Genomic DNA, 12,280 nt, shown 5'->3' with positions numbered 1-12,280 from the left:
CCGCAGGTGCACACAAACCGTCAGGCCGACGAGCCGGATTGGACAGTGAACTCAGGGCTGTAGGCCCTGAGCCTAGTAACCGCGCAGTTCCTCCATTTTGCGCCGATCCTTCTTGGTGGGTCGGCCCGTCCCCGGATCACGCCGAGGTACCGCTGCACGAATCTGCGGCGGCGGGGGCTCGGACAGATCGCTGTAGCACTCCCTTGCCACCGGCGCACCAACCCTTTTGAGCAGCAGCTTCTGCACCTCCAACACCTGCTGCCACCCGGGCCTGCGCACCACCACGGTGTCCCCCACCCGAACCGCCTGTGATGCTTTGACGGGGGCTTCATTCAGCCGCACGTGACCCGCGCGGCACGCCGTGGTGGCGGCGCCCCGCGTCTTGAAGATCCTGACCGACCACAACCACACGTCCAGGCGGACCGAGGACGGACCGCCGTCCCCTCCGCTATTCGGTGTCTGACTGCCAGATGCCATGCCACTCATGCTCTCACCACCGCGCACCACAGGTGAACCACTCACCTCAAGGGCGGTGACGGGTCACCGGATGGAACGTCACCTCCGAACCAACACCGCAAAAAAGTTGCCAGCACATTGTGAAAACTATTGATCCCCTGACGGCTCGGGCGTATCTTTCAAGCACAAGTTGTCTAGCGAAAGGAGTTCGGATGGAGATGCGAACACTCAGCGAGACCGACGCGGGCAAGGCTGCAGAATCCGTGAGCTAAAGGGCCGGAGCAGACCACACCTTCAACCGGATGACGAATAGAACCCGTAATCAACCGAACGGGACATCAACAAGCCGGAAGATGCCGTGAATGGCGCAGGCAAAAACTATCGACTAAGCACGGTGGCAATGCCTGACCCGCAGTAGGATCGAGACACACAGGAACCCCACAGCGAGCGCGACGCTGAGGGGTTCTTTTTGCGCCCATGGAAATCCACCAACGGATCAGGCAATGTTCAGCTCATGAAACAACTTTTGTTCGGCTTGGACATCGGAGGAACCAGCACGCACGGTATTCGGGCCGAACGCGGTGAGGCCGGCTGGGTGGTGACCGATCAGTTCCAAGGCCCCAGCGCCAATGTGCAAAATGTCAGCCACGCAGCAGCTCAACAGTCACTTCTGACGGTGGCCACGCGGCTGGGCTTTGACACCACCTCCCCCGGTCACCTGCGTGTGGTGGCTGGTGCCGGCGGCATGGACACCCCCGCTGACGCAGATGCTCTCCGGGCCATGATCACCCGTGCGGTACCGGCCGCAGGAGTTACCGGTTCTGAGATCACGGTGGTACACGACACCCGCCTGATTCTGGCCGCAGGTGGGCAGGACACGGGTGTTGCCGTGATTGCGGGGACAGGTTCCGTGGCCTGGGGCCGTGCCGCGGACGGCCGTGAAGCACGCAGCGGCGGCTGGGGTCATCTTCTGGGTGACGAGGGAAGCAGCTGGTGGATTGCCCGGGAAGCAGTCCGCCGCGCTTTACGCAGGCAGGACGCCCAAGATCCGGTGGATGAACTGGACCGCGCCGTCCTGCAGGCCAGAAACGTGCAGACCCGTGACCAACTGATTGCAGATTTCCACGGCCACCCCGAACGGACGGACTGGGCAGCACTGGCGCAAGTGGTGGATCGCTGCGCCACGGGAGGCCATACCGATTCCAGTGACCTTCTGGTCCGCGCCACCCGGCACCTTGTGGCAGCCGCCCGTACGGTCGCGGACCAACTGGACCTACCGGGCCCCGTGGTGGTGGGCGGTGGACTGATAGCGCACTCGCACCACATCCACACGGCCTTTGTGGAGCAGGCCACAGCCGCCGGTCTGGAAGAGGTGATGGTCCTGGGTGTTGACCCGGTGATGGGCGTTCTTCATCTGGCCGCGGACTGAGCACGAGCACGGTCTCCAACACAGGACGTGCTCCCGGGCGCACGGCAGGCCACAGAAAAGTCGGAGCCCGGTTCCTTTCCTGGAACCGGACTCCTACCTCTTGGCCTGTGCGCCCACCTCCAAGCGGAGCGGGGTTGGACAGATCAGTTGTTCATGATCTCCGCCACGGCAGCCTCCCGGGCCAACTTCTCTGTGGACTCCTCAAAGCCCCACTTGCCGTCTGCGTCAACAGACACCAGCCACTTGCCCTGGCCGTACTCGGTGTAAATCACGGATCGGCCAATCTCATTGGCGGCCAGTTCCTTGTTGCCGTACGTGCCATCCTCATAATCCGCGGAGGCATGGACAATGAAGTTGGAGGTGCCGTTGTGACTCATCTTGTACCAGGTGCTGCCGTCCTTCACATCCACGGTGAATACGGCATCTCCGCTGCCCTTGATGCTGCCACCGTCAACATTGGTCAAGTCATCCAGGCTGTAAACCTTCAGCTCGAACTCAACGTCATCGTCCTCGGTCCACACCTTGACCACCGGGTTACCGCGGTCAAAGGAGTAGGTGTCAATCAGCTGGAAGGTTTCGGTGGATCCGTAACCGCCGCTGACATAGCCGTCTGAGCCGTCCTTGCGTTCGGCCTCAAAGGTCACGTAATCCCCGTTCTTGGTGGTCACGGAGATCAGCTGGGGAGCGTCGTCGCCATCGGGGCGCGGCAACTCAATTTCGCCGTCGTCCTGGGTGAAGGTTTCCACGGGGTCCGTGGGGTTGGAGACCTCGGTGGCACCTTCGGGATCAACATTCAGGCGGGTGGCTTCCTCGGACACGGAGGGCGTGTCCCCGGCCGTGGCACCCCCACCTGGCGCAGCAGTGCCCATGCTGCCAGGCTCGACATCGCCTCCCGTGTCCTCCGTCTGGCTCTGTGTCTGGTCATCGGAGGTCTGCTCCCCGTTACCACCAAAAACCCCGCTCAGGGCCAGGACAAGGACCAACAGAACCACCAGGAGCAACGCGATCACGGCTCCCAGAATCCAAGGCAGTTTGGACCCACCGCCGTTGCCAGAGGAGGGTGCACCGGAGTTGGGCGGCACATTTCCGGCACCTGCCGCCTGATACGGCGCGGCTGCGCCACCCCCTTGCGGGCTGTACTGCGGCGACTGGTGGGCCGCGTACTGGCCGCTGTTGTGGTCCTGCACCGTGGGCTCGGGTGAGTTCACCGCTTGCTGAGAGGTGGGAGCGTCCGACCCCTGATACTGCGGCATCCGGCTTGTTCCCGTACCGGCGTTCTGCCCGCCAAAGGACGGTGCCGACGGCGATCCACCCGTGGCCGCCCCGGCTGCGGCTCCCGCGCCGATGCCACCGGTGGCATCAGCGGCCCCGGAGGTTTGATCCGAGGAGGGTTGCGCACCCGTGGAAGAATCCGAGGCTTCCCCGGGGGCAGAATCTTCCACCCACAGCTCCCACCCCTCCGGAGCGGGGCCCCAGGCGGGGTCAGGCTGCCAACCTGGAGGTGGCTGCCAGCCCTCCGGGGGCTTGGGCCAGTTGGGCGGAGGATTGAAGGTGCGAGCCATGGGTACTCCTCATGACGTGGATCGAAAAACTATGGAGCGTCCCGCCACAGGGTGCACTGGGAGGGACCAGTGAGGTTGCACTTTTGTGGCAGCATCTCCATCCGGGTCACGGACCCGGCAAACTGTATGGATACAAGGTGACTGTAATTGCTGTTGGATTCAAACCACCGGACCTTGTGTGACATGGCCGTAGGAATGTTGGATGCAGTCCCCCCAGGGCTGCGGTTGTCCAGTTTTCGCCGGTAGCTGCCAGGGCTGGGGCCGCCAGTCGTGGGCAGCGTAGGCTCAGGAGCACGCCCACCGCGTGCTCCCCAGATGACGCACACGCCCAGAACCGACCCGAAAAAGGTGATTCCCCGTGGCCGATGCAGATCCGCAGGCTGCTCACGACGCCCTTCGCCGCCCAGCGGCATTCACAGCGGACCCCACCGGCCTGCAGCGCAACGTGGCGGCTGCCGGTGACTCCGCTCAGCAGACCCTCACCGAGGTGGTGACCGGACGCGGCAACACCCCCGCTGACAAGGTGGCCGCCGCCGTGATGCTCGCGGCGGTATTCGATCAAGACTCCACGGCCTCCAAGATCACGGCGCAGGAAGCAGTGGACCCTTCAGTCCTGGAGCTGACCTGGGCCGCAGAGTTTCAGCCGGCCGCTCGGGACATCCTGGGTGAACCCGTGATCATGTCCTTGCTGACCTGGGCCTCCAGCGCTGCACCCGGAGAACCGCCCGTGGCCACCGCGCGCACCGCAGCAGCTTTGGGCATTGACGACGACGGCGCCATCTACCAGAAGGTTTCCCAACGTGCCGTTCAGATGGCCGATCAACGCGGAACCCATCGGGCTCGCAAGGACCAGTTGCGGGAGTTCACCGAAGCCTTGGGCCGCGCCGATCAGACAGCACGCCAGACTCGCGGCGCTGCAACGGCTTCAGGGCAATCCAGCACCGAGGCCAGATCGCTGTCTGACAGCGGCAAGCAAACCCAGGCCAGTGAGCAGCCGCAGGCGGACGGTGAGGAGGCTGCGGCGTCGTCGGAAACGGGGCACCCGGAACATGCCTCCGACGCCCAGCCGAGCACCTGGTCCGATCATGATGACCGCGCATTGGACAATCTGCTGGGCCGCGATCAGGACCCCGGACACACTGAACCACCTGCGGAGCCCACTGCGCAGGAAGATCCCCAGTACGGGCGCCCCGTGGGGTTCCATGACGGTCCCACATCTCAAGATGCCTCCAAGGCACAGGACGCCACGCCCGGGTGGGGCAGCGGGAGCACCGGCCCCAAGGATGAACCGCGGTACGGGGACCGATTCGAGGATCAACGCTGGAGCGATCCTCAATCCGCGGATCAGGACCCGCCCGGTCCGGGGCCACGCCGGGCCTACGATCCCCGCGCACTTTTTGACGGTCCCATGTCAGAGGCGCAACGTGCCGATGAAAAGAACGTGCTACGCAACTGGGGCATCACAGCCGCCGTGCTGGTTGGGATTTTGGTGCTGGTGGGGCTGTTGATCTGAGAATCCAGCCCGCACCGTCCGTGAATCCCACTTTGTGGAACTGACGGGCCCGTCACAGTGTGTGAGGTGTTTCACACTAGGTATGTTTGTGGCATGACTGCCCAACCCACGGCTGCGCCGGGACCGGTGTCCCGCGCAGAGGAGACTCGACAACGTTTTGTGGACGCGGCCGTGGCCCTGTTCAGGGAACACGGCTACGGTGCCACGTCCATGTCTCAGGTGGCCGCAGCAGCGGGGTCCAGCAGGGCCAATCTGTATCTGTATTTCCACTCCAAGTCCGAAATTGTGCTGGAGTGGATGTTGGAGCTGCGCCCCGAACTGGACCAGATCTACACCCAGCTGGATCAGCTGCCGGAGCATTCCGTGGCAACCTGCCGCGCCTGGCTGAATCGAGTGGTGGCCATCTGGCGGGCCCACCCCGCCGAACTGGACGCCATGGAACAGGCCATGAGCGAAGACAGTGATGTCCACCGCGCCCGCGTTGAGATGTGCCGCCAAACTGCCGCAGGATTCAGCAGTCTGCGGCATACCGGCACCAGCGCTGCCACCCCTCAGCGCAGCGAATTGGCGCAGCAGGCCCATCTGGTGGCCTTGATGCTGGGAACCGAACGCTGCCTGTCCTCCCTGGTGCTGCACCACGCCATCCGGGAAGAAGATCTGTTCCTGGACAGCCTGGCCCATCAGTGGTCCACGCTGCTCACCGGGAACTGACCCGGCAATCACCCCGACCACCTGCGGGCAGCACGATGCCCCGCCGGGCGTGCTCCTGGCTGGAACACTCCGACGGGGCATCGGACGAGGAGTCGAGAATCAGGAAGCAGAGGAGCCGCTGTCAGCGTCGGCTTCCTCCGGGCTGGATGGCTCAAAGCTCCAGGCACCGTCAGCTTCCACCACCACGTAGTACTCACCGGCTCCGATGTCCAGGTAGCCGTACCCGGAGCCGATTTCATTGAAGGTGTACTGGGTGCCCTGGCCGCCCGGCTGGGTGTCCTCACCGCGGACAATGAAGTTACCGCTGCCCTCATGGCTGGCCTTGACGGTCACGTCCTCATCGCCTTCCCACTTGAAGACGCCGAATCCCTCACCCGTGATGGACTCATCCGGGCCTGCGGTGGGCAGCGCATCCACCTCGTAGAAGCTCATGGTGAAGGTCTCATCGGAGTCGCCTTCGACCGTGTAGGACTTGGTGTTGGTCTGCCGGTAGGACGAGTACGGGTCCACAAAGTTCACTGAAGTCTCACCCGTGTCCACACCGCTGAGCACTCCACCGTGATCTGCCGTGGCGTAAATGTAGGTGTACTGGCCGGCTGAGGTGTTCTCAAAGACCACGACGATCGGACCGTCGTGCTCGGGAACATCAACCGTGTCACCACCCTTGCCGGTCACGGTTGAGATGGGGTCGCCCGCCAACTCGGTGGTGTCAACATCACCGGAGGTGGCCACCCCGCCACCACCACTGGTGGGGCTGGGGGAGCCAGTTGCAGTCTTGTCAGCAGACGGAGAGCTGGTGGCAGGCTCCGTGGTGGTCGTGGACTCCGCGGTGGCTGTGGGCTCCTGAGTGGTCGGCTCCGCAGTCTGGGTCTGAGTGGTTTCTGTGGTTTGCGGGTCGCTTCCACCGTTGCCGGTGGGCACACAGCCAGCCAGACCGAATGACGCGGTCAGAGCCAAAACGCCCACGGTCAACGGGGTACGCAGAGAGTAGTTCTTGGTCATGACGACCTCCTTGAGGAGAAAGGACACTGGGTTTTCAGTTGGTCAGTGTGTGCCTTGGATCACCGGCACATCACAAGTGAAACACCTGGCGTTAACGATTGCAAATACAGCGAACGTCATAATGTGTCATGCAGTAGCAAATACGCAGGTCACTGAGCATTTACTCAATTCTGCGCGGTCCAGAATTTTGAGTCCGCATTCGCCCCGTCGTCGTGCTCCCACCTGCGGTCCGCATTCGCCCTCATTTGGTACGCAAAAGTCCCCGAATCGCCTCGATCAGTGGCGATTTGCGTACCAACTCAGGCCAGCCGCGCCGGAGTCCGTCATCCACGCCCCAGAACCAGCCCCCCTCAACCACACGTCGCACTTCCACCGAGAACCCCGGTCCTTCTAGGCTTAGCCCATGTTGAACACCGCGCTGCTGAGCACAGCCCGAACCGCTCTGTTCGCCCCCGCCAGCCGACCAGACAGGGTGCTCAAAGCCCAGGAGTCCGGGGCCGACGTTGTGATTGTGGATCTGGAGGATGCCGTTGCCGGGCAGGACAAGTCCACGGCGCGGGAAAATCTCACTGCATTGTTGGCGGGTACCAGCGCGCAGGGTTCACTGAGCACCCCCGTTGGCGTGCGCATCAACTCCCCCCGTACCGCAGCCGGGAAGGAGGACTTGGCAGCCCTGTCCGCGTTGACTGACCTGAGTCTGCTGGATGCCGTGGTGGTGCCCAAGGTGGAAGAGGTCCAGCACATCCGCGCGGTCCGGGAAGCCTTGCCCACGGTGAGTCTGGTGGGAACCATTGAATCTGCGGCCGGGCTCCTGAATCTGGAGCTTCTGGCCCAACAGGATGGAATGCTCCGGCTGGCAACCGGCACCCTGGATCTTGCCCAAGACCTTGGCTGCACTTTGGATTCACGCACCATGGACGCTGCGCGGGCCCGGCTGGTCACGGTCTCCCGTGCACTCGGGCTTGCTGGACCACTGGATTCCCCCACCCCGCAGTTCCGGGATCTGCGCCCGGTCCAGGTCTCCGCCCGACTCGCCAAGGAGGACGGCTTCACGGGGAAGGCCTGCATTCATCCCGCCCAAGTCCAAGCCGTGGCAGAGGCATTTGCCCCCTCCACCGACGAAATCGAGTGGGCACGGTCAGTCATTCACGCAGAAGATGGCGCAAGTTCCATCAACGGTTCCATGGTGGAAGCTCCGGTGATCGCACGGGCACAAGCCATCCTGGACCACTCTTGAGCCGCACCGCGGAACGTATGGCATGACCGTGTGCGCCGTGGGTTGGCCCCCGAACCTCTGAGGGGCCGACCCACGGCGCACACGGCATGTTCAAACCGCGAAGATCAGCAAGCAGCTCCGGCGGGCTGTCCGGCCTGCTCCATGTTCTGGGGAGCTCCCTCTGCGCCGAATCCGTTGGCGGCACCCATGGCTTGGTCACCGGCGGGCCGCTGGCCATCAGCCGGGGCACCGAAGTTGGGCTCACCCTGGGGTGCCGATACCTCCTGGGCACCCGCAACATCCTGCACGCTGAGCACGGACTCGTCCGTGGCAACCTCTGAAGCGGCAGTGTCTTCAGTGGTGGCAGCAGCCGAGTCACTGGAGTCTGCAGCACCGGTGGAGGAGGTCACGGCACCGGACCAGCAAGACTCAGAAGCCGCCCACGGGGTGGTGCCCTGAGCGTTGTAGAGCTCAATGGCTGCGGCGTCCTGCACGGATTCCGGCGCGCTGGAGGCGGTGGCGTATCCGGCAGAAGCGGACAGGGACTGCCACGTGGAATCCAGGAACTGGTAGGCCCCGGAAGCACCCGAGGATGCGTTCACTGCGGTGTAGTCGCCGCCGGATTCACAAGTCTTGATCTGCTCCAGGGCGGGGATTCCGGTGTCGGCAGCCTGGGCAGGTGCGGCGGCAAAGCCCGCACCGATCACCAGGGCTGCGCCACCGAGCCCCAAAGCACCGCGGCGCATCAAGGAACGACGACGAGTGGTGGTCAACGTGCTGGTCATGTTGTCTCCATTTCAGTTCACTGCTGTGTTGGATCCCGGCCGTCCTGCGTGCCGGGTTACGTCGAACAGCGTTCAGGGTTTGGGTGTCCGGACTCTGAGGGATTTCTGTTGGACGGACACAGACAGGGCTCATGTGAGGGATGGTGGGAGGGCGTCGTCGTCGCTGCGAACGGGCCGCACCACCCGCTCCACCGCCAGCGTGTGCGGAAGTGAGGACTCAGCACGGGCAGGTGCGCGCCACAGGCTCAGCACAGAAAATTGACCAATATTTTCTGTCATGCGAATTTTCACCGTGGATCTGGGATCCACACTCCAGACTGACGCCAGCCACATCCAACCGGACGCCGCCAGCACTCAGCCGGACTGGGCTGACACCGCGGACACGGTGCAGGTGATTGGCCGGCCGTCGTCATTGGCATGGGCCTGTATTGACCACCAGCCCGATGCCGTGGTGCTCACCGTGGACACGGCAGGCACCTACGACACCGTGGTGACCCAGGCCTTGCGGACCCAAGGCGTCCACACCCCCGTTTTGGTTCTGGCGCAACGCAGTGATCCCCCGTCCGCAGCCAAAACCTTGGAATCCGGGGCCGACGACGTCCTCAGTGCGCCTGCAAGCGTGGTGGAGCTGCGAGCACGGTTGCGCGCCCTGGCACGGCGCCCAGCCACCTGGGAGCCGGATGAGTTCTCCAACGGAGAGGTGACAGTGGACTTGCTGGGTCACCGAGCACTGGCCAACGGTCAGGATCTTGATTTGACCCCGGTGCAATTCCGGCTGCTCAGCGTTTTGATGCGCAACGCCGGGCGCACCTTGACCAGGGACCAGCTGCGGGAATCCGCTTGGGATCCGGCAGAGGTATTGGGGTCCAACGTGGTGGAGCAGGCAGTTTCCGGGCTGCGCACCAAGCTGGCCGAACGCAATGTGCGGGACTGTCTCAAAACCGTGCGCGGAGTGGGGTATCGCATGGAACTGGTGGAACGGACCGAGTCCGCGGCCTGACCCGCCCGGCACACATGCGGCCAGACCGGCCCGGTCACGGACTCGGTGAGGGTGGTGGACTCAGACGTCCCGGCGGGTGCGATTGACCACCTTGGAGCGCACGGTGATGGCCAAGATCAACAGCAGCACCGCGTAGAGCACCAACGGGATGGGACCGGTCACCAGGATGGACCAGTCACCGCCGGAGCTCAGCAGCGCATCCCGCAGGCTGGATTCTGCCAAGGGGCCCAGGACCATGCCGATCATCAGGGGCGCCAGGGGAACCCCGTAGCGGCGCATGACAAAGCCCAGCAATGCCAACCCCAGCAGCAACAGCAGATCGAAAATCCGGCCTGACGTGGCGTACACGCCCAGGCCACAGAACACCGTGATTCCGGCATACAGGTACGGCTTGGGGATCAGCAGGAGCTTGGCCCACAGCGGGGCAAACGGCAGGTTCAAGATCAGCAGGACCACCATGGCCACAAAGAAGCTGGCCAACAGTGCCCACACCAGCTCCGGTGAGCGATCAAAGAGCAACGGACCCGGCTGCAAACCGTACTGCTGGAAGGCCGCCAACATGATGGCCGCCGTGGAGGACACCGGGAGGCCCAAAGCCAGCAGGGCGCCCATTGCCGTACCGGTGGTGGCGTTACCCGCAGCCTCCGGTGCAGCCAGACCACGGATGGCACCCTTGCCGAACTGCGGATCTTTGCGGCGACGGTCCAGGCGACGTTCGACGTCGTAAGCCATGAAGGTGGGGACTTCCGAGCCGCCCACGGGAATCACACCGAACGGAAGCCCGATGGCGGTGCCACGCGCCCAAGCCGGTGCGGCTTCCTTGAACTCGTGCGCCTTCAGGAAGGGCCGTCCCTTGATGTTGATCTGCTTGGGATCGCGCTCGCGCTTGATCCGTGCCGCAACGTGCAGCACCTCACCCAAGGCCAGAATTGCCACGGTCACGGTGATCAAGGAAATACCGTCAAACATCTGCGGGGCGCCCAGAGTGAATCGCTCCACACCGGACATGGCGTCAATACCCACGGTGGCAATGGCCAGGCCGATCACCAGGGAAGCCAAACCCTTGATCGCCGAATCAGCGACCACGGAGGAAGTTGCCACAAAGGCGAACAGGGCCAGCGCAAAGAACTCTTGCGGGCCGAACAGGGCAGAGAGTTCAGCCAGTTTGGGGGCCAGGAAGACCACCAGGACGGAGGCGATCATACCGCCGATGAACGCGCCGATGGCCGCAGTCGCCAAAGCCTGCGGGGCGCGCCCGGCAAGCGCCATCTTGTGCCCCTCGAACGTGGAGGCGATGGCGGAACCTTGTCCCGGCGTGTTCATCAGGATGCCCATGGTGGAGTCACCGAACAGGCCGCCAAAGTAAACCCCGGCAAACATGATGAAAGCGGCGGTGGGGTCCAGCGCAAAAGTCATGGGCAACAGCAGAGCCACCGCCATGGAGGAACCCAGCCCGGGCAAAACACCCACGGCGGTTCCCAACAGACAGCCGACCAGCACCCACAGCAGGTTCATGGGCGTCAGAGCGCCCTGAAAACCCTCAGCCAGTAGATTCAGCGATTCCATCTCAGATGCCTCCCAGCAAACCGGAGGGCAGGCTCAATCCCAGGCCCACGGAGAAGCCCAGGTAGATCAAACTGGAAAACACCAGGGCCAAGGAAATGTCAAAGACGGGGCGCTTGCTGCCCACCCCGCGTGCCACGCACCAGAACAGCAATGCGCCGGCAATGATCCAGCCCAGGAACTCAATACCCAGGGCAAACACCAGGAAACCACCCACCAGCCACGCCACAGCCTTCCAGTCCGAATGGAATCGGTAGGCGGCGCTGTCTTCGGGTTCGCGGTGCTCAGGTTTGCGCAACACGTCCAGGACCAGCAGAACGGCCAGGACGTAGCCCGCGATGGCAAGCAGCAGCGGGTAGAACCGCGGGCCCGGGAAGTCGGTGTTCTCCGGCACGTTCATGGTGACCATGCCGAACACCAGGTACGTGCTGAGCCCTGCCAACACAAGCGGCACGATCAGGCCGGAACGCCCGGTGAGGAAGCCTCCTGCGTTGCCGGGCTGGCTCCCATTGAGCCCCCCGCCGGTGGAATCAGCTGAAGAGTTGGGAGAGTCAAAGTCGGGCGGCCCCGAGGCCGTCTCCGTTGACGAAGGGTTCACAATGGTCCTCTGAGTGTGGTGCGGTCATGCCATTATGGTGCAGATCACACAGGATCTTATGCCACGTCTAACCCTGGAGGACGCATGACAGTCGTCATTGCCCGTAGCAAGAGCCCGGAAAGTGAAGCCGCTTTGGCTGCGGGGCTGGTAGAGGCCAAGCGCCGCGGAGAGGATGCGGTGATTTTCCAGCTGGACAATGAGCAGCTTGATCCGGACACCGATCAGCTCGACGGCGTGTCCGTCACCTTCCGTTTTCCCCAACCACGCGGCCGTGACGCCACCGGGGACCTCCTGGACGTGGCGGAGGAGGTGGGCGCATCCCTGATCGTGGTTGGCATCAAACACCGCAGCCCCGTGGGCAAGCTGTTCCTGGGCAGTTCGGCACAGCAACTGCTCCTGGAGGCAAACGCCCCAGTCCTGGCGGTCAAGGCCACCGACCACTGAG

The 12,280-nt window shown here is 63.7% G+C and carries 13 protein-coding genes; 6 read left to right on the top strand and 7 right to left on the bottom strand.

All coding sequences use genetic code 11. The features are described 5' to 3' along the window. Positions 1-72 precede the first annotated feature (72 nt). On the bottom strand, positions 73-477 hold the full coding sequence (locus tag Q4G32_RS10580) for an RNA-binding S4 domain-containing protein (protein ID WP_303351269.1): 405 nt from the start codon (positions 475-477) through the stop codon (positions 73-75). A gap of 493 nt (positions 478-970) precedes the next feature. Between Q4G32_RS10580 and Q4G32_RS10575 the strand changes: the two genes are divergently transcribed. Further along, positions 971-1,885 carry an N-acetylglucosamine kinase gene (locus Q4G32_RS10575; RefSeq protein WP_303351268.1) on the top strand — a complete coding sequence of 305 codons (915 nt, stop codon included), beginning with the start codon at positions 971-973 and terminating at the stop codon, positions 1,883-1,885. Between the two features lie 143 nt (positions 1,886-2,028). Here the strand turns inward: Q4G32_RS10575 and Q4G32_RS10570 are convergent, their stop codons facing one another. Beyond that, on the bottom strand, positions 2,029-3,447 hold the full coding sequence (locus Q4G32_RS10570; protein WP_303351266.1) for a hypothetical protein: 1,419 nt from the start codon (positions 3,445-3,447) through the stop codon (positions 2,029-2,031). 358 nt (positions 3,448-3,805) lie between these two features. On the opposite strand from Q4G32_RS10570, the gene Q4G32_RS10565 reads away from it, so the two are divergent. Both Q4G32_RS10565 and Q4G32_RS10560 read left to right on the top strand, forming a co-directional pair. Continuing rightward, positions 3,806-4,960 carry a hypothetical protein gene (locus tag Q4G32_RS10565; RefSeq protein ID WP_303351264.1) on the top strand — a complete coding sequence of 385 codons (1,155 nt, stop codon included), beginning with the start codon at positions 3,806-3,808 and terminating at the stop codon, positions 4,958-4,960. A gap of 93 nt (positions 4,961-5,053) precedes the next feature. Next, positions 5,054-5,671, top strand: coding sequence for a TetR/AcrR family transcriptional regulator (locus Q4G32_RS10560; protein ID WP_303351262.1), 618 nt, complete (start codon positions 5,054-5,056; stop codon positions 5,669-5,671). Positions 5,672-5,770: 99 nt separating this feature from the next. On the opposite strand, the gene Q4G32_RS10555 is transcribed toward Q4G32_RS10560, so the two are convergent. After that, entirely contained in the window at positions 5,771-6,673 is a 903-nt protein-coding gene (locus Q4G32_RS10555; protein WP_303351261.1) for a hypothetical protein, read from the bottom strand. A 403-nt stretch (positions 6,674-7,076) separates the two neighbouring features. On the opposite strand from Q4G32_RS10555, the gene Q4G32_RS10550 reads away from it, so the two are divergent. Continuing rightward, positions 7,077-7,910, top strand: coding sequence for an HpcH/HpaI aldolase/citrate lyase family protein (locus tag Q4G32_RS10550; RefSeq protein WP_303351260.1), 834 nt, complete (start codon positions 7,077-7,079; stop codon positions 7,908-7,910). A gap of 104 nt (positions 7,911-8,014) precedes the next feature. Here Q4G32_RS10550 and Q4G32_RS10545 read toward each other — a convergent pair whose 3' ends face one another. Both Q4G32_RS10545 and Q4G32_RS10540 read right to left on the bottom strand, forming a co-directional pair. After that, complete coding sequence (locus Q4G32_RS10545) at positions 8,015-8,674, bottom strand: transglycosylase family protein (protein ID WP_303351258.1); 660 nt, start codon at positions 8,672-8,674, stop codon at positions 8,015-8,017. Positions 8,675-8,803: 129 nt separating this feature from the next. Then, positions 8,804-8,953 (bottom strand): hypothetical protein, encoded by a 150-nt coding sequence (locus Q4G32_RS10540; RefSeq protein WP_303351256.1) that lies wholly within the window; start codon positions 8,951-8,953, stop codon positions 8,804-8,806. On the opposite strand from Q4G32_RS10540, the gene Q4G32_RS10535 reads away from it, so the two are divergent. After that, positions 8,952-9,674 carry a winged helix-turn-helix transcriptional regulator gene (locus Q4G32_RS10535; protein ID WP_303351254.1) on the top strand — a complete coding sequence of 241 codons (723 nt, stop codon included), beginning with the start codon at positions 8,952-8,954 and terminating at the stop codon, positions 9,672-9,674. The two genes, Q4G32_RS10540 and Q4G32_RS10535, sit on opposite strands and share 2 nt — an antisense overlap. A 60-nt stretch (positions 9,675-9,734) precedes the next feature. Here the strand turns inward: Q4G32_RS10535 and Q4G32_RS10530 are convergent, their stop codons facing one another. Further along, positions 9,735-11,240, bottom strand: coding sequence for a tripartite tricarboxylate transporter permease (locus Q4G32_RS10530; protein WP_303351253.1), 1,506 nt, complete (start codon positions 11,238-11,240; stop codon positions 9,735-9,737). A gap of 1 nt (position 11,241) precedes the next feature. Continuing rightward, the gene (locus tag Q4G32_RS10525) at positions 11,242-11,835 is read right to left on the bottom strand and encodes a tripartite tricarboxylate transporter TctB family protein (protein WP_303351251.1); all 594 of its coding nucleotides are present in this window, start codon (positions 11,833-11,835) and stop codon (positions 11,242-11,244) included. An 84-nt stretch (positions 11,836-11,919) separates the two neighbouring features. On the opposite strand from Q4G32_RS10525, the gene Q4G32_RS10520 reads away from it, so the two are divergent. Then, the gene (locus Q4G32_RS10520) at positions 11,920-12,279 is read left to right on the top strand and encodes a universal stress protein (protein ID WP_303351249.1); all 360 of its coding nucleotides are present in this window, start codon (positions 11,920-11,922) and stop codon (positions 12,277-12,279) included. Position 12,280: the final 1 nt, after the last annotated feature.

Origin of the sequence: Kocuria sp., from assembly GCF_030538595.1 — a bacterium.
Lineage (GTDB): Bacteria > Actinomycetota > Actinomycetes > Actinomycetales > Micrococcaceae > Kocuria.
The sequence above is the reverse complement of the archived record's forward strand: the minus strand, read 5'-3'. Positions and strand labels throughout refer to the sequence as shown.